This is a genomic window from Streptomyces sp. NPDC088387, from assembly GCF_044753385.1.
Lineage (GTDB): Bacteria > Actinomycetota > Actinomycetes > Streptomycetales > Streptomycetaceae > Streptomyces.
In genome coordinates this window covers 80,114-104,922 of record NZ_JBIVNC010000014.1, presented here as the reverse complement: position 1 = coordinate 104,922, position 24,809 = coordinate 80,114, and the positions used below count along the sequence as shown (strand labels likewise).

The following is a 24,809-nucleotide window of genomic DNA, read 5'->3' as shown; positions in this document are numbered from 1 at the left end:
CGAGATCATTTCCGCTGTCCCCACATGATGTTCTTGGCGCGCGAGCGCCGAATGAGCCTCGGCGTCCCCTGTATCTGACGGGGCGTCCGGCCATGCGCACCGCAGGTCAGTTGGTCGCGGCCACGCCGGTCAGCGTGTCGGCCGCGGCGAGTACGTCGGCGACCAGGTCCTCCGTGTCCTCCACGCCGGCGGCCAATCGCACCAGGCCCTGGGGAACCCCTGTCTCGGCCATCGCCTCGTCGTTGAGCATCCCGCGCCACATGGACGCCGGATGCACTGCCAGCGACTCGACGCCGCCGAGGCTTGCCGCCCGGCGGGCGTATCGCAGCCGGCCGAGGAAGGTGTCGGCCGCCTCGAAGCCGCCGGTGAACTCGATCCCGAGGACTCCGCCGAAACCGCTCATCTGCCGCGTGGCCAGATTGTGCTGCGGATGGGTGGCGAGGCCGGGGTAGTGCACCCCGGCCACGGCCGGATGGGCCTCCAGCGCTTCCGCGAGGGCGAGGCCGTTGATGTTGTGCCGCGGGACGCGCAGCGGCAGGGTGCGCAGGCCGCGCAGCAGCAGCCACGCGTCGAGCGGGCCGAGTACGGCGCCGGTGAGCAGGCCGACGTCCCAGATCCGGTCCAGCAGTTCGGCCGGCCCCGCCAACACCCCTGCGGACACGTCGGAATGGCCGTTGAGGTACTTGGTCGCGCTGTGCCAGACCAGGTCGACACCGAAGTCCGTCGGCCTTTGGTTGAGCGGGGTGGCGAAGGTGTTGTCCGCCACGGTCAGCACGTTGTGCGCGCGGGCCAGGTCGGCGACGGCGCGCAGATCGGTGATCCGGAGCAGCGGATTGCTCGGTGACTCCAGCAGGATCAGCCGGGTCGTCGGCGTCAGCGCCTTCTCGAAGGCCGCGGGGTCGGTCTGGTCCACCAGCGTCGTCGACACACCCAGGCGTGGCAGCAGGTTGAGCAGGATCGACGCGGTGCCGCCGTAGGTGGACCTCTGCCCGATGACATGGTCACCGGCCGACACCAGGGCGAGTACGGCGGTGGTGAGCGCGCCCATGCCGGACGCGGTGACCATCGCCGCCTCGGTGTGCTCCAACTCCGCCACGACGGCTGCGACTTGTGCGTGGTTGGGGTTGCCGAACCGGGTGTAGAAATCCTTGCCGCGCGGGTCGACAGCGGCCTTCGCGAACGTGTCCGCGTCCTCGGCCGAGAACGTCGCCGTCTGGTAGATCGGCGGTGCCACGGCGTGGCTCGGATGGACATCGCGGTCGGCGTGAACGGCGACCGTGCTCTTTCCTGTCATGGCGGCTCCCTTCGCTGGCGCCGGTGGGTGGTGACGTCCTCAAGCGTGACCGATCCAACGACGGACGGAAGCGAAGCGACGCAACTTTGGCAGCAAGTTGCGCGCTCAGAGCGCTACAGGATTGTGGTAGCCAGGGTCGTGGAGCAATAATCTGCCAACGGGACGGATTGGGCTTCAGGTGCTGCACACGGCCGGGTCAGGTCAGGTCAGGTCAGGTCAGGTCACAGGGTGATGGTGCCGCGGACCAGAACGGTGGCGGTGCCGCTGACCCAGACCGTGCCGTCAGCCTCCGCGTTGACCTCGATGGTCGCGGCGCGTCCGACGCGTGTGCCCTGGGAGACCCGGTAGGCGGACGGGGCGGCGCCGGTGGCGGTGAGCCACTGCCCGACGGAGGCGTTCATGCTGCCGCAGGCCGGGTCCTCGGGCACTCCGCAGCCCGGGGCGAACGTACGCAGCTCGAAGTCGTGCTCCGCGCCCTCCGGGTAGGCCCCGATGGCGCCCACCATGGCTTCGGGGATGAGCGAGAGATCCGGGTCGAGTGCGAGGACGTCGTCCGCCGTGGGCAGGTGCAGGACCGCCCAGCCGGGCCCGTTGTCGACCCACTGGTGGGCCAGGACATCCTCCGCCTGGATACCGAACGCCTTGATGATCCGGTGCAGATACGCGTCGTCCAGGGCGCCCTCGCGGATACGCGGCGGGGCGGCGAAGGACAGCATGTCCGTCCCCCGGCGCACGGTGACCAGACCCGCGCCGCACTCCTGCACGACCCTGTCGGTGTGGCGCGGTACGCCGCCGCACGCGAGCCAGGCGCGCGCGGAACCGAGGGTGGGGTGGCCGGCGAACGGCAGTTCGCCCTGCGGAGTGAAGATGCGCAGCCGGTAGTCGGCCTCGGGCGTGGTCGCGGGCAGTACGAACGTGGTCTCGGAGAGGTTCGTCCACTGCGCCACACGTTGCATCTCGTCGTCGGTGACGTCGGTCCCGTCCATGACGACCGCGACCGGGTTCCCCTGGAAGGGGCGCGTGGAGAACACATCGACCTGCACGAAGGAGCGGTCGCGCGGAACAGTCATCGGGACCCTTTCGACGTCACCTGCGGCGGAGTCTGCCCGCCCCGCCCCGCGGGTGCACCACGGCGCGGCAGCGGGCCCATCGTAGGCAGGACGGCGAGCGCGGTGCGCGGGCACGGAATCCGGGCATCGCCTCTCAAGACCAACCACCCTGCGTCACAAGGAGGATGGACACCGGACCGGCGGTGAGGGAATGAGCGGTTGGTCTATACCAAACGGCGGTGTCCCAGTATCCTCATGGGCGATACACAGCCAGTCGCGCACCATCCCCCACCCAGGTCGCGTGCCGGCGCGGGCGACGCCCCGGACCTGCCCGAGCAGCAGCGCGACCTCCTAGTGACCGCCTCTAAGGAGGATCACGGTGAGAGTTGGCACCAGAAGCTCGGCGATCGTAGGCACCATCGCTCTCCTCGCTTCCCTCGCCCTGACCACGGCATCCGCCGACGAGCCCGCCTCCCCACGGCAGGCAGCGAAGATCACGCTGAAGAACGTGGCCACGGCCCAGAACCCGACCGCCGGTACCGCGGGACCGGGCGGCACCGTCTGGATCGCCGAACGCCCCGGCACCGTACGGGTCTTGAGTGATCGAGGCCTCAGCCAGCCGGTCCTCGACATCACCAACGAGACCACCACCGACGGTGAGCGCGGGCTCCTCGGCATCGCGTTCGACAAGAGGATGGCGCACTTCTACATCTCGTACACGGACCTCGAAGGCACCAGCACCGTCGACGAGTTCGCCGTACGCAACGGCAAGATCCGGCCCGAGACCCGGCGTACCGTCATCACCCAGACGCAGCCGTACGCGAACCACAACGGCGGCGACATCAAGTTCGGGCCCGACGGCTATCTCTACATCGCGCTCGGCGACGGCGGCTCGGGCGGCGACCCGCACGGCAACGGCCAGAACCTCGACACCCTGCTCGGCAAGCTGCTGCGGATCGACCCGCGCGGCGGCACACCGTACGCGATTCCGCGGGACAACCCGTTTGTGAACGTCCCGAACGCCAAGGACGAGATCTGGTCGTACGGGCTGCGCAACCCCTGGCGGTTCTCCTTCGACTCCGGCACGGGTGACATCTTCATCGGTGACGTCGGCCAGAACGACTGGGAGGAGATCGACTGGGCCCGCGCGAACAGCAAGGGTGGCGAGAACTACGGCTGGGGCCAGATGGAGGGCACCCATACCTTCCGCGGTGGCACCGAGCCCGCCAACCACGTCCCGCCGGCCTTCGAGTACGACCGCACCAACTTCGGCTGCTCGGTGACGGGTGGCTTCGTCTACCGGGGCAAGTCGATCCCGGCGCTCAAGGGCCAGTACGTCTACAGCGACTACTGCGACGGCACGATCCGCTCCCTGTCGTTGCGGAACGGCAAGGTGACCGGCACGAACGACCTCGGCGTCAACGGCGGTGAGGTCATCTCCTTCGCACAGGGCGGCAAGGGCGAGCTGTACGTGCTCGCCATCAACGGCACCATCTCCCGCATCGACCCGGCGTGACACCCACCGAGCAGGACAGTACCGCCGGCGGCTGACCCGGCAGAGACACACGCGCGCCCCGGACCCCGCATCGGTCCGGGGCGCGCTTGTGCCGGGCGAACGGAAGCGGTCCGGCCGCCGTACGGAATCCCCGGATTTCGCAGTCGTCGATGAGTCCGGTGGCGTCCGGCGGTCGTAGGGTCGAACCTGTCACTGAGGAGGACTTCCGATGCGCAGCGTGACTTACTCGATGACCGTCTCCCTCGACGGATACATGGTCGGGCCCGACGGCGCCTTCGACTGGGGCGTGCCCGACGAGGACGTGTTCAACCTCGCCACCGACGAGGTACGTGGGACCGGCGTCCACCTCATGGGACGACGGCTGTACGAGACCATGCTGTACTGGGAGACCGCCGAACAGAACCCGGCGCTGGACTTCTCCACGCTCGAGTTCGCCGAGCTCTGGAAGGCACTCCCGAAGGTCGTCTTCTCCACCACACTCTCGGCCGTCGAGGGCAACGCCCGCCTCGCCACCGGCACTCTGGCCGAGGAGATCGAGCGGCTGCGGGGCGAGTCGGACGAGGGCACCATCGCGATCGGCGGTGCGGAACTCGCCGCCCAGGCGGCCGAGTTGGACCTGATCGACGAGTACCGGGCCAGGGTCTTCCCCGTGCTGCTCGGCGGTGGCCTCCCGTACTTCCCGCAGCACAAGCGCCGGGTGGATCTCGAACTCGCCGAGTCCCGCACCTTCAACTCAAGGGTGGCGTACCTCCGCTACCGCGTCGCGCGCGACAACACGGCCTGAGCCACGCCGGGGTCACCGGCCGGTTCGAGCCGAGCCGCCGGACGGGTGGCCGCGCGGAGCGCGTTCGCTATGACCAGGACCTCGGCGACTTCGTGGAGGAAGACCACGGTGGCGAGGCCCAGGACACCGAGGGCGGCCAGCGGGATCAGGGCCGTGATGATGGCCAGGGACAGGCCGATGTTCTGAATCATGATGACGCGTGAGCGGCGGGCGTGGCGCAGAAGTTGAGGCAGGTGACGCAGGTCCTCCCCCATCAGGGCGGCGTCGGCGGTCTCGATCGCCACGTCGGCGCCCATGGCGCCCATCGCGATGCCGACGTCGGCGGTGGCCAGCGCGGGGGCGTCGTTGATGCCGTCGCCGACCATGGCCACCCCGCCCCGGCCGCCCCGGGCGCGCAGCTCGGTGATGAGTGATGCCTTGTCCTCGGGGCGCAGGTCGGCGCGCACGTCCTCGATGCCCGCCGCGGCGGCGAGGGCGTGGGCGGTGCGGGCGTTGTCGCCGGTGAGCATGGTGACCCTGACACCCAGGTCGTGCAGTTCGCGTACGGTCCCGGCGGCTTCCGGGCGCAGTTCGTCACGTACCGCGATGGCGCCGAGCAGGGTGCCGTCGCGTTCGACGAGGACGACGGTCGCACCCTTGTCCTGGAGCCGCACCACCAGCGTCGCGAGCGCGGCGGGTTCGATGAATCCGGGACGGCCGAGCCGCACCGGCGTCCCTTCGACATCACCACGAAGTCCATGGCCGACGACCGCGGTGACATCCGTGGCCTCCGGGACCTGGTCGGCGGCGGTGGTGATCGCGGCGGCCAGGGGATGTTCGCTGCGGGCCTCCAGGGCCGCGGCGCATCGCAGCACCTGTGCCTCGGTCGCTCCGTTGGTGGTCACGACCGCGACGACACGGGGTTCGTTCCGGGTCAGGGTGCCGGTCTTGTCGAGCGCCACCGTGTGTACGGTGCCCAGTTGTTCCAGTGCCAGGCCGCCCTTGACCAGAGCGCCGGTGCGGCCCGCGGCGCCGACGGCCGCGACCACGGTGAGCGGCACGGCGATGGCGAGGGCGCAGGGCGAGGCAGCCACCAGCACGACCAGGGCGCGCTCCAGCCACAGCAGCGGGTCGCCCAGGATCGCGCCGAGTCCGGCTATCAGCACCGCGAGGACCAGGATGCCGGGGACGAGCGGTCGGGCGAGTCGGTCGGCCAGGCGCTGCCCGGTGCCCTTGCGTTCCTGGGCCTCCTCGACGATGTGCACGATCCGAGCCAGGGAGCTGTCGTTGGCCGGCGCGGTGACCTCGACCTCGATCGCGCCGCCGCCGTTGATGGCACCCGCGTACACCGGTTCGCCGACCGCCGCCTCGACGGGCATCGACTCTCCGGTGATGGCGGACAGGTCGAGGCTGGTGCGGCCTGAGCGGATCACGCCGTCCGTGGCGGCGCGCTGCCCCGGGCGCAGCAGCATCACGTCACCGATCGCCAGTTCGTCCGGCGCGACCTGCACCTCGTGGCCGCCGCGGAGGACGGACGCGGTGTCGGGGACCAGGCCGAGCAGCGCGCGCAGGCCCTGCCGGGTGCGTACGACGGCGTAGTGCTCAAGGCCCTCGGCGGTGGAGAAGAGCACACCGAGCATGGCGGCTTCGAAGTACTGGCCGAGCGCGACCGCACCGACGGCGGCGATGGTCATGAGCGTGCCGACACCGATGTGCCGGTGCCGGATCAGGTTGCGGACGGTCGCGGGCACGAAGGCGGCGGTGCCGACCGCGACCGCGGCCAGTTCCAGTGCCGTCCGAGGGATCTCGGCTCCGGCGCGGCCGGCCGACCACGCGCCCGTCAGCAGCACGGCCGCCGCTACGGCGAACCACAACTCGCTTATGTGCCACAGCCGTTCGAGGTCGTGACCCGGTTCCTTCGTTCCGGCCGTGGCGCTCGCCTCGGCCGGAGCACAGCACTCCGCACCCATCGAGATTTCCTCCCCTGTCCCCGCCGTTCGCTGTCTCTGGTGGATCTCCCCGCGCCCGCTAGACCTCCACGGCGACACCGAGGTCGTCACCGAGGAGTACGCCGAGCAGCGCCCGGCCGCGCTCCGTCAGCGCGTACATCACCAGTCGCCCGTCCCTGCGGGAGGTCGCCAGGCCCGCGTTGCGCAGCTGGCGCAGGTGGTGGGAGACGAGGTTCTGCGCCTGCCCGACGATCCATGCCAGGTCGCACACGCACAGCTCGTCACCGGCGGCCAGCGCCGCGGCCACGTTCAGCCGTGTCGGGTCGGCCATCCCCTTGGCGGCCGACGCGGCGGGCTCCAGCGAGCCGAGCGACGGCAGGCGCCCGCGGATCCTCTCGGCATGCGGAAGATCCAGGCAGAGCAGGTCACAGGCGTCCACGCGCTCATCGGTCATATCAATACACTAACAGTCATTGATATGTCGTCGCCAGGTGATGCGTCCGTCCCGCCTGTAGTGCGTGGGCACCAGGCGCGTGCGTGGCTGGTGCGGGTGCACCAGGGCAGGACGGCAGTCGGGGACGATGCCCGGTCCGGGCGCCGACGGGAAGTGTGGGAGCCGCGTGGATCCCACGCATTCCGCTTGCCGATGGTGTCTGGAGTGATCAGAAGGTGGCGACGTTTCTTTACCGGATCGGACGGTGGGCGTTCCGGCGACGCCGGCTCGTGGGTGGTGTGTGGCTGGGGGTCCTGCTGCTGGCGGTGGCCGCCGCCGCTGTGGCGCCGAGCGGGGAGGAAGAGGATCTCTCCATGCCGGGCACCGAGTCGCAGCAGGCGTTCGACCTGCTGGACGAGCGTTTCCCCGAGAGCAACTCCCAAGGGGCCGAGGCCCGTCTGGTGTTCCGGGCCCCTGACGGCCGGCGGGTGACGGCGACCGCGAACAAGGCGGCTGTCGAGGACACGCTCGGCTCGCTCGGCGGGGGCGACCAGGTCGCGTCCATCACCGACCCATACGAGACCGGGGCTGTCAGCGAGGACGGCACGATCGCCTACTCCACGATCACCTACACCGCGGACACCCTCGACCTGACCGAGGCGACCAGGAACGCCCTCGATGACGCGGCGGGCCGGGCCCGGGACGCGGGGCTGACCGTGGAGATCGGTGGCTCGGCGCTCGACTCGGAGGAGGAACCGGGCGGTACGACGGAGCTCGTCGGCGTGGCCGTGGCCGCGGTGGTGCTGGTCCTCGCCCTCGGGTCGCTGGTCGCTGCCGGGCTGTCCCTGCTGACCGCCTTCGTGGGGGTGGCCATCGCCTTCGGTCTGGTCTCCGCGCTGGCCGTTCCGCTGGGCCTGACGTCCACCGTCGCCATCCTGGCGCTGATGCTGGGACTGGCGGTCGGTATCGACTACGCCCTGTTCATCACCTCCCGCTTCCGTGACGAGCGTGCCCGGGGCAGTGACCCGGAGGAGGCCGCGGGCCGGGCGGTGGGCACGGCCGGATCCGCTGTCGTCTTCGCCGGGGCGACCGTCTTCATCGCCCTGGTCGGCCTCGGCGTCGTCGGGATTCCCGAACTCACCAAGATGGGCCTGGGCGGCGCCGGTGCGGTCGCCCTCGCCGTACTGGTCGCCCTGACCCTGGTCCCTGCCCTCTTCGGCTTCTTCGGGCGGCGCGTGCTGTCCCGCGCCGCCCGCAAGGGCGCCCGCCCCGGAGGCGAGCACCCGGCGCACACCCCAACAGGCCGGTCGGGCTTGAGCACGCGCTGGGCTCGGTTCGTCCTGCGTCGGCCCGTGGCCGTCCTGGTGACCGCCGGCCTTGGTCTCGGCGCGGTCGCCCTGCCCGCGCTGAGTCTTGAACTGGGGCTGCCCGGCGACGAGTCCAAGTCGGTGCGGACCACCGAACGCCGCGCCTACGACCTGCTCTCGGAAGGCTTCGGCCCCGGCTTCAACGGGCCGCTCACCGTGGTCGTCGACGCGTCCGGAGCCACGGACGCCGCGTCCGCCACGGACCTGGCCGTCAAGACCGTACGAGAGATGGACGGGGTCGCGTCGGTCGGTGACCCGGTACTCAGCGAGAGCAAGGACATGGCCGTGTTCACCGCCGTTCCGCGGACCGCGCCCAGCAGCGGCGAGACCAAGGACCTGGTGCACACGATGCGGGGCTCGGTCTCGGGCGTCGAGGCGGACACCGGCGCCGACGTCCTGGTCACCGGCACCACCGCGATGAACATCGACATCTCCGAAGCCATGTCCGACGCGCTCCTCCCCTATCTCACCGTGGTCGTCGGACTGGCGGTACTGCTGCTCCTGGTGGTGTTCCGTTCGGTCCTGGTCCCGGTCAAGGCCGCGCTCGGCTTCCTGTTGTCGGTGGGTGCCGCCTTCGGTGTCCTGGTCGCCGTCTTCCAGTGGGGCTGGGCGGCCGACCTGCTCGGCATCGACCGGACCGGCCCGGTGATGTCACTGATGCCGATCCTCATCATCGGCATAGTGTTCGGCCTCGCCATGGACTACGAGGTGTTCCTCCTGACGAGGATGCGGGAGGCCTACGTCCGTGGCGCGACGCCCGGCGAGGCGATCGTCGGCGGATTCCGGCACAGCGGACGTGTGGTGGCCGCGGCGGCGATCATCATGATCAGCGTCTTCGCGGGATTCGTCGGCATCAACAGCCCCACCATCCAGACCATGGGAGTCGGTCTCGCTGCCGCCGTCGCCTTCGACGCCTTTGTGGTCCGCATGGCGATCGTGCCCGCCGTCCTGGCGCTGCTGGGACATCGGGCCTGGTGGCTGCCCCGTATCCTGGACCGCGTGCTGCCGAACGTGGACATCGAGGGTGAGTCACTGAGCGGGCGCGTACCGGCCTCGCAGCCGGGGCCCGACGCTTCGGTGTCGCGACTCCCCGTCGACCGGTACTGAGCCGGCCATGACGGACACGGGTGGCGCCGGCCGGCGACCGCACGGTGTGTGGTGGCGCGAGGCAGCGATCGCCGCGGCGGCGTTCGCGCTTTGTCTGCTGGGCGGCGCGCTGCGGAACGACGGCAGCACCCTGTCGGCGCCGCCCGCCGCCGCCTATCTCGTCGCCGTGGTGTCCTGTGCCGTACTGCCGGTGCGGCACAGGGCGCCGCTGGCCGCCATGGCGGTCACCACCGCGTGCGGCGTGCTGGTACCGCCGCTGGGGCTGCTGCTGAGTCCGCTCATCGTGGCCCCCGCCGTGATCACCGCCTACTCGCTCACCGCGCGCACCGAACGGCACGCAGTGAGCGCGGTGTCGCTGACCTCCGTGGCGCTGCTGGTCGCCTCCACCCCCTTGTTCGGCGCCCTGTCGTGGCAGGACGCGAGCAGGGTGGGGGCGGTGGCGGCGTTCCCGCTGGTGGCCGGTGTGCTCGGTCACTCGGTGCACAACCGGCGGGCCTATCTGGCGGCGGTGGAGGAGCGCGCCCAGCGGGCCGAGCAGACCCGGGACAGTGAGGCGCGCCGGAAGGTGGCCGAGGAGCGGGTGCGCATCGCACGGGAGTTGCACGATCTCGTGGCCCATCAGATCACCCTGGCCAACGCGCAGGCCACGGTCGCCGCCCATCTCTTCGACACCCGCCCGGAGCAGACCCGTAAGAGCCTCAACGAGCTTGTCGAGACCACAAGCCACGCGCTGGACGAACTGCGCGCCACGGTCGGCCTGTTGCGGCAGTCCGGGGACTCGGCCGCACCCGCCGAACCGGCACCCGGGCTGTCCCGACTCCCCAAGCTCGTCGAGTCCTTCCGCCGCGCGGGCCTGGAGGTCTCGCTGCACCAGGAGGGAACGGCGAGGCCGTTGTCGCCGGGGGTGGACCTCACGGCGTACCGCATCGTCCAGGAGGCGCTGACCAACGTGACCAAGCACGCCGGTGGCGGCAGCGCCCGGGTGGGCCTGGACTGGAACGATGACCGCGTGACCATCACGGTGAGCGACAACGGGAGCGGCCGTACGACACCTGCCGCGTCCGGCGGCCGGAATGCGCCCCCGATGCCGGAACGCCCGCCCGGCTACGGTCTGATCGGGATGCGTGAGCGGGCCACAGCGGTCGGGGGTCAGCTCTCCGCGGGCAGCAGGCCGGAGGGCGGCTTCCTCGTCCACGCCGAACTGCCCCTGCCACCCACGAAGGAGCCGACGCGGGGAACCGACACAGCAACGGCCTTGGAGGGAAGGATGACTGACGGGACATCAGACGCCGGATGGGCAGGGGACACTCCGTGACGCTGCGCGTGCTGCTCGCCGACGATCAGGCCCTGCTGCGCGAGGCCTTCCGTCTGCTGCTGGACTCCGCCGACGACATCACCGTGGTCGGCGAGGCAGGCGACGGCAGGGAGGCGGTACGACTCACCCGCGAACTGCGCCCCGACGTGGTGGTCATGGACATCCGTATGCCCGAAGTGGACGGTCTCACCGCGACGTCGGAGATCTGCGCGGACCCGGAGCTGCGTGACAGCCGCATTCTGGTCCTCACCACCTACGAGACCGACGAGTACGTAGCTCAGGCGCTGCGCGCGGGGGCCGGCGGCTTCATCGGCAAGGGCATCGGCGCCGAGGCACTGCTGGACGCCGTACGGACGATCGCCGCCGGTGACACCCTGCTCTCCCCCGCCGCGACCCGCTCCTTGGTCGCCCGCTTCCTCGCCACACCCGACCATGCCGGACCGCACGACGCCGAGCGGCTCGCCGTGCTCACCCCGCGCGAACGCGAGATGGTGGCCTTGGTGGCGACCGGTCTGTCGAACCAGGAGATCGCCGACCGGATGTTCCTCAGCCCCTTCACGGTCCGCGCCCATGTGCAGCGCGCCATGACGAAGCTGGAGGCCCGCGACCGGGCCCAACTCGTCGTCATCGCCTACCGGACGGGCCTCGCCCAGGCCGCGCCCGAGCAGTAGCCCTGGTGCGGTGCGGGCCCCTGAGCGGTTCGGGGCGACCGGTCACGCACTAGCCGGCGGTGTGAAGACCCGGACGAAGGTGCTCAACAACGACTGGGGACCGGTCAGTTCGACCATGTCGCACTTGATGGCCCGCATGACCTCGGCGTAGGTCAGCATCGCGTCCGCCTCGATGGTGATCACGAGGTCCGGCGCGGTCGGCGCGGGGCCGACACCGCTCCTGAGCTGTCCGTCCGTGACCACGGCGTACAGGACGGCCTTGGCCACTCGGATCTCCCATGCGGCGGTCAGCCCGCTCGCCTCGTCGCGGTTGAAGGTGGCGCGCAGTGCCATGGCCACCGACGACGGGGGGACGAGCTCGCCGTCCTGGTGCTCTCCGAGCTGGGTGTTTCCCCAGAGGGCCAGCGTGAGGACGGCGGCTTCGAGGCCTTCGCCCGCCTCGGTCAGGGCGTAGAGCACACCGCGCTGCGGGGCCGGAGCGACCCGTCGTTCGACGATGCCGGCCTCCTCCAGCTCCTTGAGCCGGGTGGAGAGCACGTTTGTGGGAATGCCCGGCAGATCTTCCAGCAGATCCGTGTACCGGCCCGGTCGGGCCAGCAGCTCCCGGACGACCAGCAGGGCCCACCGCTCACCAATGAGTTCCAGAGCGCGAGCGAGCCCGCAGTACTGACCGAACTCTTTCCGCCTCATGCGCCAAGCATAGCAGACTTGCTGAAATGCATATCGCTTCGCTCATCGCATCGTACTTGCAATAATGAAGTGAACCTGCGTACGCTCCTGAGTCATGAGCAACCGGAACCCCACGACGGCCGCACCCGTGCAGGCCGCAGCATCACCGGCAGGACCCGGTGCGCGCTCGATCCTCGCGATCCTGTCGCTCGCCGGGTTCATGGCGAACCTCGACGTCTTCATCGTCAACGTCGCCTTCGACAAGATCGTCGACGACTTCCACGGCTCGTCGATCAGCGACGTGAGCTGGGTACTCAACGCGTACGCGATCATCTTCGCCGCGCTGCTGGTGCCCTTCGGGCGGCTGGCGGACAAGGTCGGCCGCAAGCGGATGTTCCAGCTCGGGATGGGCCTGTTCACCCTGGCGAGCGTGGCCTGCGGCCTCGCCCCCGGGCTGTGGTGGCTGGTCGTGTTCCGCGCACTACAGGCCGCCGGAGCCGCCGCGCTCACCCCGACCGCGCTCGGTCTGCTGCTGGCTGCCGTGCCGGCGGCCAAGCGACTGCACTACGTGCGCATCTGGTCGGCCGTGGCCGCGGTGGCCGCTGCCGCGGGGCCCGTCCTCGGCGGCCTGCTGGTCACCGCGAGCTGGCGCTGGGTGTTCCTGGTCAACCTGCCGATAGGGGTGTTCGCGATCGTCGCCGCCCGGCGCAGGGTCCCCGACTCGCGCGACGCCAACGTCACGAACATGCCGGACATCATCGGCTCCGTCCTGCTCACCCTGGGTGTCGGTGCGCTCGCCCTGGCGATCGTCGAGGGCGGGGACTGGGGCTGGGGCACCGGCCGAACCCTCGGCGTCTTCGCCGTCGCCGGTCTGCTGCTCGCCGCCTTCGCCTGGCGGACCGAACACCACCCCGTCCCGGTCATCGAGCCCGATCTCTACCGCGTGCGCACCTTCGCCTCGGCCAACCTCGCCATGGTCGCCTTCGGCCTCGGTATGTCCGCCTACCTGCTCATCACCGTGCTGTGGATGCAGAACGTCTGGCACTGGTCGGTCATCACGACGGGATTCGCGGTCGCGCCCGCGCCCGCCATGGTCCCGATCGTCACGGTGCTGGCCCAGCGGCTCGTCCACCGGATCCCCGCGAGTGTCCTGTCGGCCGTGGGATGTGTGCTCTTCGCGGCCGGAACCATCCTGACCCTGACCCGTATCGGCGCGGACGGATCGCACTACGCGAGCGAGTTGCTGCCAGGACATCTGCTCGTCGGCGTGGGTATCGGGCTCACCCTGCCCACCATCCTGGCGTCCGCGACCCACGACCTGCCCCAGCAGCGGGCGTCGACCGGCAGCGCCGTCATCAACATGGCCCGCCAGATCGGATTCGTCCTGGGCATCTCCGTCCTCGTGGCCATCCTCGGCAACCCGACGACGTACGCATCGGCTCACACCGCGTTCGTGCACGGCTGGTGGACCATCGCGGCCGTCGAACTGGCCGCCGCGGTGGCCTGCCTCGGCATCGTCAAACGGCGTGGTGTGTCGGCATGACCGACGTCTTCCGGAACGCCATGAGCGGTGGCCCCCCTCGCCGGCCGTCCCGCGGCTGCCTGCTCTTCCATCCGATCCCGGCGGACGAAGACACCGAGGCCGAAGCCTGTGCGGATGCCGAGGCCAACGCCGGTGGGCCGCCGGAGGCGACACCTGCCGACGCGTCCGCCGCGCCACACCGCTCCCACGAACTCCCACGATCGGACGACCGATCGCGGGTCCACCCCGAACACCGTTTCCAGCAAAGGAACATCACGATGACATCCCTCGACCAGGCAACCGTCCTCATCACGGGCGCGAACGGCGGACTCGGCACCGAGTTGGTGAAGGCCGCGCTCGACCGCGGCGCGCGGCGGGTGTACGCGACCGCCCGGAACCCCAAGGAATGGGGCGACGAGCGGGTGGTGGCCCTGCGGCTCGACATGGCCGACCCCGAGGCCGTCAAGCGGATCGCGGAGCAGACCGGCGACACCACGATCCTCATCAACAACGCGGCCGCCTTCCCCAAGGGCGACCTGCTCACGGCCCCGGTGGAGGACATCACCGCGACCCTCGACACCAATCTGCTCGGTCCGATCCACCTGACCCGGGCGCTCGCACCCGCGCTGCGCTCCGCCAAGGGCACGCTCGTCAACGTCGCCTCCGTGCTCAGCTGGTTCGCCATCGGCAAGGCACACAGCGTCTCCAAGGCGGGCCTGTGGATGGCGACCAACGCCTTCCGGCTCGAACTGGCCCCGGCCGGCGTCCAGGTCCTCGGCGTCTATGCCGGCCCGACCGACACCCCGATGCAGGCGGGCAGCGACCGGTCCGGGATGAACAAGCCGTCCGACGTCGCCACCGCGATCTACGACGCGGTGGAGGCCGGAGACAACGAGTTGCTCGTCGACGAGATGACCACGAAGGTGCACAGCGCGCTCTCGGCGCCGGTCACCGCCCTCTATCCGGCTCTCGCGCAGTAGCCGGGCACTCCCCTTCAGGACCTGGTCCCGGCACCACGAGGGGCGGGCGCGCGGCACTTCTCGGACTTCTCAGCCAAGGCTCCGGAGAAAGTCCGTGAGTGCGGTGTGCAGGGTGCCGGGCTGTTCCAGGTGCAGGTCGTGGCCGGTGCCGGGAATGCTCATGGAGATCGTGGCGGGTCGTCGGCGGAGCAACTCGTCGACTTCCCGCGCGGGGATGAAGCTCGACTGGGCCAGGACGACCAGGGTGGGGCACACGACCTGCGTCCACTCGTGCCAGAAGGAACGCCGGGCGTTCTCCGCGAGCGAGCGGACCATCACGTCCCGGTCGAAGCGAGGCCACCAGCCACCCTCTCGCTCCTCCAACCCGGCCGCCCAGCCTGTGCCGACGGGCCCGCCGCCGAAGAACGTGACCGCGGCTTCGAGTGAGGGAAACGGTGTCGGCCATGAGTCGAGCCATCCGCCGATGTCCGCGGGCCCGTTCGGGTGGGGTCCGCCGGCACCGGCCTCGACGAGCACCAGCGCGTGGACGAGTCCCGGATGCGCGGCGGCGGTGAGCATGGCCGTGTGCCCGCCCAGCGACTGGCCGACCAGTACGGGCCGCCGCAGCTCCAGTTGCTCGATCACGGCGACGACGTCCGCGACGAAGGCCGCACGCGAGACGTCCTCCGGGTGCCGCTCACTGGCCCCGTGCCCGCGCATGTCGACCGCGACGACCCGATGCCCCGGACTCAACCTCCTTGCCAGCACGTCCCACTCACCCGCGTGACCGGCCAGGCCGTGCAGAAACACGATGGGCCGCCCCGGCCCGCCCCAGTCCCGGCACACAAGCCCGACACCGTTTCGCACCACTACACGTTCGGACCAGGCCATGTCGGCTCCCGGGAATCGGCTGGCTCTGATCATGCCGCAATCGTCTCGCGGCGTCCGCTCAGCCGTCGGCGTTCGAAGCGACCGCCTGCCCGGATGAGGGCGGCCTCCAGGGACGTCACGCCCTCGCGTTCATTGGATACTGCTCGCCATCGTGGTGAATTCGGGCAGTACCAGGGCCGAGTGGGCCGGTCGTGCCGTGGCGGACGGCATGGTGTCGAGGTCGCGGAGTACGGCGTTGCGTTGCTCCAGGGCCCGTGCCGTGGTGGGGAAGAGTGTGGCTCCGCCGTTGTCGACCAGGGCCTGGTTCATGGTGACGAAGTCCCGGGTGCCGCGCTCGTAGGCGGCGAAGGCCGTGGAGTGGTCCGGCTGCGTGGCGAGGGCGTTGGCGAGCATGTAGGCGCCGACCAGGGCGAGGCTGGTGCCCTGTCCGGTGAGGAACGAGGGAGCGTACGCGGCGTCGCCGACGAGGGCGACCCGGCCGCTGGACCAGTGGGGCATACGGATCTGCCCGGCCGTGTCGAAGAACAGGTCGTCCGCGTCGCGCATGGCGTCGACCATGCCGGGGATCTCCCACCCCTCGTCCGCGAAGACCGTGGCGACCAGGTCGCGCTGGGCGTCGGGGTTCCGGAAGGTGTCCAACGGCGGTTCTGGTTGGTGGAAGTTGAGGAATCCGTGCAGTCGTTCGTCGTCGCCGACGGCGTAGAGGGCGGCGGCCCTCCCCGGGGTGTTCCACAGCAGGATCTCGTGGGAGAGCCCGAGGGTGTTCGGCAGGGTGAAGAGGGCGAAGCAGTAGCCGAGGTAGCGGTGGAACAGCTCTTCGGGGCCGAACAGGGAGGCCCGCGTGTGTGAGTGCGTTCCGTCGGCGCCGACGACGAGGTCGAACGTGCGCTGCCGGCCACTCCGGAACGTCACGTCGACGACGTCCTCGTCCGACTGATCGAGGGTGTTGATGGAGTCGCCGAACAGGAACTCCACGTCGTCGCGGACGATCGCGTGGAGGCTCGCGGCCAGATCTCCACGACGTACCTCAAGGTCCTGTGCCGCGTAAGTGCGGTCAGCGGAAGTGCGGCCAGCGGCAGGTCCGTTGAGCGACGTCACCGTGCTGCCGTCGGCATTGAGGAAGGTGAAACGGCGGGTGCTGATGTGGGCGTCCCGGAGTTGCGGCAGTATGCCCATCCGCCTGACCACGTCCGTCGCGGTCCCGCGGATGTCTATCGGGTAGCCGCCGGCCCGCAGGGCGCCTGCCTTCTCCACCACGGTGACCTCGAATCCGGACCGGTGCAGCCAGTGGGCGAGCGCTGGTCCGGCGATGCTGGCGCCCGAGACAAGAACCCTCCTCCGCCTCGCGGTCGTACGCGCGCTCCTTCGTGTGCGACCTTCTGAACTCATGCCTTGACTCCCTTCTTGATGACACGGACGACGAGCAGTGACACCGCGGCGACGAGACCGGCGACGGTGAACCCGGTGACGAAGGCGGACTCGGTCGGCAGGCCGGTCGTCTTGTCGGCGCCGGTGTCGAGGATCGCGGCGGCGATCTGGACACCCAGGGCGACACCGGTCACCCGGGTCACCACGAGCAGACTGGTGGCGATGCCGGTGTCCTTGGTCGCGACGGCGGTGGCGGCGCTGGTGAGCAACGCCGTGGTGGCGACGCCCGCGGCCATCGCGGCCAGCGCCTTCGCGAGGACGAGCTGCCATTCCGCGGAGTGCAGTGACACAAGGGCGGTCATCGTGGCGGCGGTGACGACCGCGCCCACGACGACCACGGCACGCAGACCGAATCGCCGCGCCATGACACCACCGACGGAGTCACTGACCGCCCCGGCGATGGCGCCGGGCAGCAGAAACAGCCCGATGTCCGTGGTGTCGGCCCCGAAGCCGTAGCCGTCGCCCGGTATCCCGAACAGCTGCGGGAGCAGGAAGCTCACCATCCCGAAGCTGGTGGTGATGACGATGGTGAGCAGACACGCATGCCAGATCGCGGGCTTGGCCAGCATGCGCAGATCGACCATGGGTGACACCGCCCGGCGTTCGACGGCGACCCATCCGGTGGCGAGTGCGGCGACCAGGACCACGAGGGCGGCGATCGCCATGGGCGGCAGTCCGTCGTCGCCCGTCACCCTCACCAGCCCGAACATAAACGCCAGCAGTGTGCCGCTGAGCAGCGTGACGCCGGGCCAGTCGACCCTGTGGTCGGACTCGACCGGCGGGTCGTGCGGCATGAGCCGGGCCACCGCCCAGGTCGCCGCGATGATCACGAGCGTCGGCAGCGCGAACATCCAGTGCCAGGAGAGTGCTTCAGCGACGGGTCCGGCGATCAGTGTGCCCACCATGCCGCCGCCCGTGAACAGCGCCATGACCAGCCCGATGCCCAGCTGGGACTCCCCCGCCGGGAGATGCTTGCGCACCAGGATGAAGGACAGCGGCAGCGCGCCCACCATGGCGCCCTGCAACACCTGGCCGAGCAGCAGGGCCGGCAGGTTCGGTGCCAGGCTCGCCAGCAGTCCGCCGACCGCGACCACGGCCATCAGCCGGACCAGCACCCGCTTTCCGCCGTAGCGGTCACCGAGTTTTCCCGCGACGGGCGCGACGGCGGCGCCGGTGACGAGTACGGCGTTGGAGACCAGCGCGCCTTCGCCGGGGCTCACTCCCAACTCACTTTGCAGTAGCGGGAGTGCGGGATCGACCACTGTCTGCAAAGTACCGAGGGCGAGTGCCAGGATGCCGAGGGCGACGATCGGCAGCCTGCCGATACGGACCGGGGAGACCATGGTGTCGGACATGGACGTCCTTCTGTTGGGTGGCGGCGACCAAGCGCGTGCGCCTGCTTGATCCGCGGGATTCGCGCACCACCAACACTCTCTTCCGGCCTCCTGACCGGGCATCGTCCCCCACTGCCGACTTGCCCTGGTGCACCCGGACCAGACCCTCGGGCCTCCTGGTGCCTGCGCACTACGGACGGACTCCCGGACAAGCGGAAGGCCTGGGGCCGCGGGTCGCCCCGGGAGCCACCAGGCCTCCAACTACCCTTCGGTTACTCCGCCTTGGACTTGCGTGCGTGCAGGACACTGCCGTCCAGCGGGAGCGGGGAGCGGCCCGCGAGGGTGAGTCCCGCGTCGCCGAGCAACTGGGCGTAGTGCGCGGTGGTCCGTTCGCGGCCGCCGACGTTGCACATCATGTGGAGGTCCCAGGCCGTGGCCAGCGAGTGCGAGCCGTCGGTGGGCAGCACCCGTTCGACGATGAGCAGATCGGCGTGGGCGGGCATCGCGGCGGCGCAGTGGCGCAGGATCTCGCGGCAGCGGTCGTCGTCCCAGTCGTGCAGGACCCGGGAGAGGATGTAGACGTCACCGCCGGGTGGCACGTCCGCGAAGTCGCCGGTCCAGTAGGTGCACCGGTCGCCGCAGCCGGCCGTGTCGAGGGAGCGGCGGGCGGCCTCGATGACATGCGGGCGTTCCAGCAGGACGCCGCGCAGGCGTGGGTTCGCGGTGAGGACTCGCCCGAGCAGTTCTCCCGTACCGCCCGCGATGTCGACGATCACGCCGGGCTCGGGTGCCCGGCTCGCGGCCGTGATCACCGGGTGGGCCGGAAGGGGCGCGAACATGCGGGTGCTCGCGGCCATGGACTGGTCGAAGAGTTCGGCGAGTTCGGGGTCCTTGGCGAAGTGGTCGAAGTGGTTCTCGCCGAAGAGGCGGTCGAAGGCGACCTCGCCGGTCCGCACGGTGTGGCCGAGGCCCGCGAAGGACTCGTAGAACGGGCCGCCGTACATGAGTGCCAGTGGGCGCATGGAGCCCGGCACGTCGGCGCGCAGCAGTGTGCCGCGTTCGGTGAGCCGGTAGCCGCTGCCGTCCTCGGCCACGACCTCCAGCATCTTCAGGTAGCGCAGCAGTGTGGCCAGGTTGTCGGTCTCGGCGCCGACCGTCCGGGCCAGGGTCTCGACGGCGGTCCCGGTGCCCGTGTCCATGGCGTCGGGGACGCGCAGTGCGGCGAACGCGGCGAGTGCCTGGGTCGTCCATGCGCCCGTCAGTTGGCGCAGGACCGATTCAGCAGGTTGACGCGCGCGCTGTGCGGCCAGGTGTGTGGTGAGTACGTCCTGGTGGTCGCCGTGCACGTAGAGCTCGACTCGCTGGTATCCGGCCTTCGAGCCGGGTGGCGCGGTGAAGTAGAACACCGTGCCGTCCTCGTGCGGGTTGTAGCCCCCGCCGTCGGGTTCCGCGCCGTGGCGGGCGAAGACCGCGCACAGGCCGCGCAGCACCAGCGGGTCGGGGCACTCGACCTCGAAGGCGACATGTGCCTCGTGCTGCCGGTCGCGCTCGTGTGCGGCGACCGGGCTCAGCTCGGAGCCGGGCGGCACGGTCAGCACAAACACCTCCACCACCCGCCGTACGCCGTCCAGCCCCTGCACACCGGGCCGCAGAATCCGCACGTCGAGTGCCGTGGCCGCCAGCCCGTGCCGCAGCGCCAGCCGGTCCCGTACGACAACGCTCGGCTGTGCGGACGCGTAGGCGTCGAGCCCGCTGTCGGTCAGTGCCGTGTGCAGCGCCTCGGGGTCCGGTGGGAAGACCAGGAGCGCGGCGTGCGCGAAACGGCAACGGTCCACAAGAGCCTGGAGTTCGGAGCTGTCCAGACAGGGCAGAAGCAGCGGGAACAACGTGGTGGTGTCCTGTTCCCTGACGAAGTCGGCCGTCGCACGCAGGCGCGCCTCGTCCCCCCGCATCGTGGTGATCATCGCGCGGGCATCCTCATTTCGGTACAAAGTTCGGTACTTGGAATCTTGGTGTTCGGGTGCCATGGGTCTCAGACGCCGACGTAGTTCTCGGCGAACCAGTCCTGCTGGCTGCGCGAGGTACGCAGTGACTCGATACGGGAGCGCCGCAGGGAGTGGTGGAACGACGACTCGCCGTCCGGGCCGGACGGTGCGTGCAGGAGCCGGATCATCCACTGCGAGAACTCCTGCGCACGCCAGATGTACGTCAGGCAGCGCGCCGAGTAGTGGTCGAGTCCCTCGGCCTCGCCCCGCAGGAGGTCGTCGGCGAGGGCGTCGGCGAGGATCTCGGCCTCCAGCACGGCGAGGTTCGCGCCCTTGGCGGCGGATGGGCTGATCACGCTGGCGGCGTCACCGGCGAGAAAGAGGGACCCGTGGCGCAGTGGTTCGAGGACGTCGGAGTCCAGGTCGACGATGCCGCGCTGGACGACCCGGCCGCGGTGCAGCGGCCCGTACTGCCGCGCACGCATCCGCAGTTCCAGTTCGTCCCAGATCCGGTCCTGCGACCAGGCGTCGGCGGGGGTGCCCGGCGCGCACTGGAGGTAGTAGCGGGTGATCTCGGGGGTCCGTGCCATGTGTCCGGCGAAGCCTCGGTCGTGCACGGCGTAGCCGACGGCGTCGAGGCTCGGCGGTGCCTCGACGAGCAGGCCGAGCCAGGACACTCCGTGGTCTCGGCGGTGGTGGCGGACCGCGCCGGGTGGCAGCGAGGCGCGCGCGGCGCCGTGCCGGCCGTCGCAGCCGGCGACGTACCGGGCCCGCCAGCGTCCGGTACGGCCGTCCGCCTCGCGCACGGTGACCGCGGGCTGTGCGGTGTCGGCGTCGAGGACGGCAACGGCCTTGGTCTCGAACCGGATCCGGCCACCGGCGTCCATGTACCGCGTCAGCAGATCGGTGACCAACTCCTGCTGCGGATAGACAGTGTGCAGCTCCTCTCGGCCGAGACGGCCGTAGTCCAGGCTGAAACGGCCGTCGTCCGTACGGAACTCACAGGCGCCATGTTTTTGGCCACGCCGGTGCAGACCCTCGGCAAGACCGTGCCGGTCCAGGATCCGTACGGTGTTCGCGGCGAGGAACCCCGCGCGCGCCCGGGTCTCCACGTGCGCACGACTGGCACGCTCCAGAATGACGCAGTCGATCCCGCTCTCGAGAAGCAGGTTGCCGAGCACCAGTCCGGCCGGACCGGCACCAAGAACGACCACGTCAGCCGCGCCTTCTGGGGGCGGATTGCTCTGACTCTCTGTCACAGCAGCGGATCTTAACCACTCAAAATGCCCGGCTTGTTTCCGATCACTCGAATGGGTACAAGATCGGCGAATCGCTCATGGAAGCTAGTGGTCGCCCCATCTACCTGCGTGTTCCGTCGGACGTTGCCGTGCCGGGTGTAGCCGTCCGCAACAGGGAAGCGGGCTCAACCGCATCGCGGTCGCACCGGTCACAGACCGTTCGTGCCCGGACGCAGCACCACCGCGAACACGTCGACCGGTCCTTGGTGTTCGAAGTGCAGGGTGAAGGGCACTTCGTCGCCGACCTGCCAGTCGGGCTTGGCCTGTACGACGACGTTGACCGTGCCGGGTGACATGACCAGGGTCTCGCCGGCCGGGGCCGTGACCGAGTCGACCTTCCGCAGGGTCGCGGCGTTGCCGTCGAGCATGCGGTGCCGGCTGAGCGAGGGTGTGCCGACGACTGCCGGGGACGTCACCTTCACCAACCGGTCGTCGGCGCCACCGGAGTTGACGACGCGGAAGTACACCGAGGTGTCCGTGGTGTCGCCGAAGGGCAGCCAGACCTGGCCGTATCCGACCTCGATTCGGGGTGGGGCGCCCGCGTTGCCCGTGTTGACCCAGGTGGTCAGGGCGGCGAGGGCGATGCTGCACGCGGCGACCGGTGCGAGCCCGGCTATGAGGAGGTCGTTGAGACGACGACGGTCGCCGCGCCACCCGGGGATGTTCGTCATCGGACGGCACTCCCCCGCCTCGCCGGGTGCTGTCTCCGCGCCCGTGTGGATCGCCAGGCGCGCAGCCGCAGGCTGTTGGCGACCACGAGGACCGAGCTGATCGACATCGCGGCGGCGGCGACCATCGGGTTGAGCAGCCCGACCATGGCCGGCGGAACGGTCACCACGTTGTAGCCGAAGGCCCACAGCAGGTTGACACGGATGGTGCCCAGAGTGCGGCGAGCCAGCCGTACGGCGTCCGCGAGGGCGTCGATGTCGCCGCGGACCAGAGTGACGTCGGCGGCGCCGATGGCCGCGTCCGTACCGCCGCCCATGGCGATCCCGAGGTCGGCCCCGGCGAGCGCGACCGCGTCGTTGACCCCGTCCCCGACGAACGCGACCCGGTACCCCTCCTGCCGCAGCTCCTTGACGAGATCAGCCTTGCCCTCGGGTGTGCAGCGGGCGTGCACCTCGTCGATGCCCAGTTCGGCGGCGACGGCCCGCGCGGGTGCCTCGTGGTCGCCGGTGGCGAGCACCGGTCGTACACCGAGGCGCCGCAGCCGGTCGATGGCGCGGTAACTGCCGGACCGTACAACATCCCCGACGTCGATCAGCGCCTCGGTCGTGCCGTCCACGCGGACGAGTACGGGTGTGTGCGCGGCGGTCTCCGCGACCGGCAGCGCCCGGGCGAGTTCCTCGGGCAGCGCATCGTCCGGGGCCACGACTTCCACAAGCCGGCCCTCCACACGCCCCCGGACGCCCTCGCCGGCCGTCGCGTTGAACTCCGTGACGGCCGGGAGGTGCTGCCCGGCAGCTCCCCGGCGCGCGTACGAGACGATCGCCCGGCCCAGTGGGTGCTCCGAGCCCTGCTCCACCGCCCCGGCCAGCCGCAGCACCTCGTCCCGGCCGAGCCCGCCCGGGACGGCCGTGATCCGGGCGACGCTCATGTGCCCGGAGGTGAGGGTGCCGGTCTTGTCCAGGACGAGCACGTCGATGTGCTGGAGGCTTTCCAACGACTGGGGCCCCTTGACCAGCACACCCAGCTGCGCGCCGCGCCCGGTGGCCGCCATCAGGGCGGTCGGGGTGGCCAGACCGAGCGCGCACGGACAGGCCACGACCAGCACGGCCACACAGGCGGTCACGGCGGCCTGCGGCTCGGCCCCGGCGCCGAGCCAGAAGCCGAGTACCGTCACCGCGAGCGACAGCACCACCGGCACAAAGACACCCGCGACCGCGTCGGCGAGTCGCTGTGCCTTCGCCTTGCCGGCCTGAGCCTCGGTCACCAGGCTGGTGATCCGGGCGAGTTGGGTGTCGGCGCCGACCGCCGTGGCCCGTACGAGGAGCAGACCGCCCGCGTTGACGGCCCCACCGACCACGGCCGCACCGGGCTGCACCTCGACCGGCTCGCTCTCGCCCGTGACCAGGGACAGGTCCACGGCGGAGGAGCCCTCCACCACCTCACCGTCGGCGGCGAACCGCTCCCCAGGACGTACGACGAAGTCCTGCCCGACGGTCAACTCCTCGACGGCGACCAGACGTTCGGTACCGTCGACGGCACGCACGGACACGTCCTTGGCGGCGAGGCGGGCGAGTGAGCGCAGCGCCGCCCCGGTGCCGTGCCGGGCGCGAGCCTCCAGACAGCGGCCGGTCAGCACGAACAGCGGTACGGCGACGGCGGCTTCGAGATAGACGTGTGCCATACCGTCGGAGGCTTCGGGGATCAGACTGAACGCCATCGTCATGCCCGGCTCGCCCGCACCGCCCAGGAACAACGCGTACGCCGACCAGCCGAAGGACGCCACGACGCCGAGCGAGACAAGGGTGTCCATCGTCGCCGTCGAGTGCCGCAGCCCTCGTAGTGCCCGGCTGTGGAACGGCCACGCGCTCCACACGGCGACCGGGGCGGTCAGTACGAAGCACAGCCACTGCCAGTTGCGGAACTGCCAGGCCGGCACCATCGACAGCACAAGGACGGGCACGGCGAGCAGTGCGGTGATGAGCAGCCGCTCCCGTTCCTGACGGGCGGCGCCTTCGGACGAGGCCTCCCCCGCACCGGAGCCCTGCTCCTTCTGGGGCGGGGCGGGCAGCGCGGCCGTGTATCCGGCCTGCTCGACGGCGGCGACCAGGTCCGCGGGCCGGACGTCCTCCGGGTGGCTGACCCGGGCCCGCCCGGTGGCCAGGTTGACCGTCGCTGTCACGCCCTCCAGCCGGCCCAGCTTCTTCTCCACCCGCCGGACGCAGGCGGCGCAGGTCATGCCGCCGACGTCGAGGTCGGTGGTGACGAGCAGGAGTGCGTCGCCGCCGGGGGCGGATACCCCTTCCGCGCCCATCAGTCGCCGCTCCCGTGGTCCATGTGCGTACCGTCCTCGGGGTCGCCGTCCTGTGTGCCGGTGTCGCCCGGGTCGGTGCCGGTGCCGGAGCGGTGCATGCCGGGCGCGACCGGGCCCGCGGCGGATCCCACCGCGTACGACACCGTGAAGACGACCGCGAGGAGCAGCAGGAAGGCGACGACGGCGGGCGGACGCCGCAGGCTCCGCGGTCTGCGCGGGATCTCGGCAGCCCTCGTGGACGAGGAAGACTGCTCGTGTTGTTCCACCACCGGCCTCCTG

The 24,809-nt window shown here is 70.5% G+C and carries 20 protein-coding genes; 7 read left to right on the top strand and 13 right to left on the bottom strand.

The genetic code is table 11. From position 1 onward, the window contains the following. Positions 1-106: 106 nt before the first annotated feature. Both ACIQAC_RS31410 and ACIQAC_RS31405 read right to left on the bottom strand, forming a co-directional pair. Positions 107-1,294 (bottom strand): trans-sulfuration enzyme family protein, encoded by a 1,188-nt coding sequence (locus ACIQAC_RS31410; protein WP_402196970.1) that lies wholly within the window; start codon positions 1,292-1,294, stop codon positions 107-109. A 221-nt stretch (positions 1,295-1,515) separates the two neighbouring features. After that, positions 1,516-2,364: a PhzF family phenazine biosynthesis protein gene (locus ACIQAC_RS31405; RefSeq protein WP_402196967.1), complete on the bottom strand. Its 849-nt coding sequence runs from the start codon at positions 2,362-2,364 to the stop codon at positions 1,516-1,518. 358 nt (positions 2,365-2,722) lie between these two features. Here ACIQAC_RS31405 and ACIQAC_RS31400 point away from each other — a divergent pair, with 358 nt between their 5' ends. Both ACIQAC_RS31400 and ACIQAC_RS31395 read left to right on the top strand, forming a co-directional pair. Next, positions 2,723-3,859 carry a PQQ-dependent sugar dehydrogenase gene (locus tag ACIQAC_RS31400; protein WP_402196965.1) on the top strand — a complete coding sequence of 379 codons (1,137 nt, stop codon included), beginning with the start codon at positions 2,723-2,725 and terminating at the stop codon, positions 3,857-3,859. Positions 3,860-4,067: 208 nt separating this feature from the next. After that, on the top strand, positions 4,068-4,643 hold the full coding sequence (locus ACIQAC_RS31395) for a dihydrofolate reductase family protein (protein WP_402196963.1): 576 nt from the start codon (positions 4,068-4,070) through the stop codon (positions 4,641-4,643). Here ACIQAC_RS31395 and ACIQAC_RS31390 read toward each other — a convergent pair. Both ACIQAC_RS31390 and ACIQAC_RS31385 read right to left on the bottom strand, forming a co-directional pair. Further along, positions 4,613-6,592 carry a heavy metal translocating P-type ATPase gene (locus ACIQAC_RS31390; protein ID WP_402196962.1) on the bottom strand — a complete coding sequence of 660 codons (1,980 nt, stop codon included), beginning with the start codon at positions 6,590-6,592 and terminating at the stop codon, positions 4,613-4,615. The genes ACIQAC_RS31395 and ACIQAC_RS31390 overlap by 31 nt on opposite strands. Positions 6,593-6,650: 58 nt before the next feature. Continuing rightward, positions 6,651-7,025: an ArsR/SmtB family transcription factor gene (locus ACIQAC_RS31385; RefSeq protein ID WP_402196960.1), complete on the bottom strand. Its 375-nt coding sequence runs from the start codon at positions 7,023-7,025 to the stop codon at positions 6,651-6,653. Positions 7,026-7,240: 215 nt separating this feature from the next. On the opposite strand from ACIQAC_RS31385, the gene ACIQAC_RS31380 reads away from it, so the two are divergent. From ACIQAC_RS31380 to ACIQAC_RS31370, 3 genes are read left to right on the top strand one after another with little or no spacing between them, the layout of a single operon-like run. Beyond that, positions 7,241-9,478: an MMPL family transporter gene (locus tag ACIQAC_RS31380; protein WP_402196958.1), complete on the top strand. Its 2,238-nt coding sequence runs from the start codon at positions 7,241-7,243 to the stop codon at positions 9,476-9,478. A 7-nt stretch (positions 9,479-9,485) separates the two neighbouring features. Beyond that, positions 9,486-10,793 carry a sensor histidine kinase gene (locus ACIQAC_RS31375; protein WP_402196956.1) on the top strand — a complete coding sequence of 436 codons (1,308 nt, stop codon included), beginning with the start codon at positions 9,486-9,488 and terminating at the stop codon, positions 10,791-10,793. Beyond that, positions 10,790-11,464, top strand: a complete 675-nt coding sequence (locus tag ACIQAC_RS31370) for a response regulator (protein ID WP_402196954.1) — start codon at positions 10,790-10,792, stop codon at positions 11,462-11,464. The genes ACIQAC_RS31375 and ACIQAC_RS31370 overlap by 4 nt, the downstream gene beginning before the upstream one ends. Positions 11,465-11,506: 42 nt before the next feature. Here ACIQAC_RS31370 and ACIQAC_RS31365 read toward each other — a convergent pair whose 3' ends face one another. Beyond that, the gene (locus ACIQAC_RS31365) at positions 11,507-12,154 is read right to left on the bottom strand and encodes a winged helix-turn-helix transcriptional regulator (RefSeq protein WP_402196951.1); all 648 of its coding nucleotides are present in this window, start codon (positions 12,152-12,154) and stop codon (positions 11,507-11,509) included. 94 nt (positions 12,155-12,248) lie between these two features. On the opposite strand from ACIQAC_RS31365, the gene ACIQAC_RS31360 reads away from it, so the two are divergent. Together ACIQAC_RS31360 and ACIQAC_RS31355 are read left to right on the top strand one after the other, a co-directional pair. Next, complete coding sequence (locus ACIQAC_RS31360; RefSeq protein ID WP_402196949.1) at positions 12,249-13,676, top strand: MFS transporter; 1,428 nt, start codon at positions 12,249-12,251, stop codon at positions 13,674-13,676. Positions 13,677-13,933: 257 nt separating this feature from the next. Then, positions 13,934-14,635: an SDR family oxidoreductase gene (locus tag ACIQAC_RS31355; protein ID WP_402196947.1), complete on the top strand. Its 702-nt coding sequence runs from the start codon at positions 13,934-13,936 to the stop codon at positions 14,633-14,635. 69 nt (positions 14,636-14,704) lie between these two features. Here the strand turns inward: ACIQAC_RS31355 and ACIQAC_RS31350 are convergent, their stop codons facing one another. The 8 genes from ACIQAC_RS31350 to ACIQAC_RS31315 all read right to left on the bottom strand — a co-directional run bounded on the left by ACIQAC_RS31350 (position 14,705) and on the right by ACIQAC_RS31315 (position 24,796). Next, positions 14,705-15,505: an alpha/beta fold hydrolase gene (locus tag ACIQAC_RS31350; protein WP_402197132.1), complete on the bottom strand. Its 801-nt coding sequence runs from the start codon at positions 15,503-15,505 to the stop codon at positions 14,705-14,707. Positions 15,506-15,634: 129 nt separating this feature from the next. Beyond that, entirely contained in the window at positions 15,635-16,894 is a 1,260-nt protein-coding gene (locus ACIQAC_RS31345; RefSeq protein ID WP_402196946.1) for an FAD-dependent monooxygenase, read from the bottom strand. Beyond that, a complete protein-coding gene (locus ACIQAC_RS31340) occupies positions 16,891-18,288 on the bottom strand; it encodes an MFS transporter (RefSeq protein WP_402196944.1) in 1,398 nt (465 codons plus the stop codon). Before ACIQAC_RS31340 ends, ACIQAC_RS31345 begins: the two co-directional genes overlap by 4 nt. A gap of 251 nt (positions 18,289-18,539) precedes the next feature. Continuing rightward, a complete protein-coding gene (locus ACIQAC_RS31335; RefSeq protein ID WP_402196941.1) occupies positions 18,540-20,231 on the bottom strand; it encodes a methyltransferase in 1,692 nt (563 codons plus the stop codon). A 68-nt stretch (positions 20,232-20,299) separates the two neighbouring features. After that, on the bottom strand, positions 20,300-21,466 hold the full coding sequence (locus ACIQAC_RS31330; protein ID WP_402197130.1) for a 4-hydroxybenzoate 3-monooxygenase: 1,167 nt from the start codon (positions 21,464-21,466) through the stop codon (positions 20,300-20,302). A gap of 233 nt (positions 21,467-21,699) precedes the next feature. Further along, positions 21,700-22,221 carry a copper chaperone PCu(A)C gene (locus tag ACIQAC_RS31325; protein ID WP_402196939.1) on the bottom strand — a complete coding sequence of 174 codons (522 nt, stop codon included), beginning with the start codon at positions 22,219-22,221 and terminating at the stop codon, positions 21,700-21,702. Further along, a complete protein-coding gene (locus ACIQAC_RS31320; RefSeq protein ID WP_402196936.1) occupies positions 22,218-24,530 on the bottom strand; it encodes a heavy metal translocating P-type ATPase in 2,313 nt (770 codons plus the stop codon). Before ACIQAC_RS31320 ends, ACIQAC_RS31325 begins: the two co-directional genes overlap by 4 nt. Further along, positions 24,530-24,796: a hypothetical protein gene (locus tag ACIQAC_RS31315; protein ID WP_402196934.1), complete on the bottom strand. Its 267-nt coding sequence runs from the start codon at positions 24,794-24,796 to the stop codon at positions 24,530-24,532. Before ACIQAC_RS31315 ends, ACIQAC_RS31320 begins: the two co-directional genes overlap by 1 nt. Positions 24,797-24,809 lie beyond the last annotated feature (13 nt).

Bases quoted from the DNA above. Each gene is read 5' to 3' on its own strand.
- ACIQAC_RS31325 (WP_402196939.1), bottom strand. From the start codon at position 22,221: ATGACGAACATCCCCGGGTGGCGCGGCGACCGTCGTCGTCTCAACGAC.
- ACIQAC_RS31375 (WP_402196956.1), top strand. From the start codon at position 9,486: ATGACGGACACGGGTGGCGCCGGCCGGCGACCGCACGGTGTGTGGTGG.
- ACIQAC_RS31350 (WP_402197132.1), bottom strand. From the start codon at position 15,505: ATGGCCTGGTCCGAACGTGTAGTGGTGCGAAACGGTGTCGGGCTTGTG.
- ACIQAC_RS31355 (WP_402196947.1), top strand. From the start codon at position 13,934: ATGACATCCCTCGACCAGGCAACCGTCCTCATCACGGGCGCGAACGGC.
- ACIQAC_RS31360 (WP_402196949.1), top strand. From the start codon at position 12,249: ATGAGCAACCGGAACCCCACGACGGCCGCACCCGTGCAGGCCGCAGCA.
- ACIQAC_RS31365 (WP_402196951.1), bottom strand. From the start codon at position 12,154: ATGAGGCGGAAAGAGTTCGGTCAGTACTGCGGGCTCGCTCGCGCTCTG.
- ACIQAC_RS31410 (WP_402196970.1), bottom strand. From the start codon at position 1,294: ATGACAGGAAAGAGCACGGTCGCCGTTCACGCCGACCGCGATGTCCAT.
- ACIQAC_RS31395 (WP_402196963.1), top strand. From the start codon at position 4,068: ATGCGCAGCGTGACTTACTCGATGACCGTCTCCCTCGACGGATACATG.
- ACIQAC_RS31405 (WP_402196967.1), bottom strand. From the start codon at position 2,364: ATGACTGTTCCGCGCGACCGCTCCTTCGTGCAGGTCGATGTGTTCTCC.
- ACIQAC_RS31320 (WP_402196936.1), bottom strand. From the start codon at position 24,530: ATGGGCGCGGAAGGGGTATCCGCCCCCGGCGGCGACGCACTCCTGCTC.
- ACIQAC_RS31385 (WP_402196960.1), bottom strand. From the start codon at position 7,025: ATGACCGATGAGCGCGTGGACGCCTGTGACCTGCTCTGCCTGGATCTT.
- ACIQAC_RS31340 (WP_402196944.1), bottom strand. From the start codon at position 18,288: ATGTCCGACACCATGGTCTCCCCGGTCCGTATCGGCAGGCTGCCGATC.
- ACIQAC_RS31390 (WP_402196962.1), bottom strand. From the start codon at position 6,592: ATGGGTGCGGAGTGCTGTGCTCCGGCCGAGGCGAGCGCCACGGCCGGA.
- ACIQAC_RS31345 (WP_402196946.1), bottom strand. From the start codon at position 16,894: ATGAGTTCAGAAGGTCGCACACGAAGGAGCGCGCGTACGACCGCGAGG.
- ACIQAC_RS31335 (WP_402196941.1), bottom strand. From the start codon at position 20,231: ATGATCACCACGATGCGGGGGGACGAGGCGCGCCTGCGTGCGACGGCC.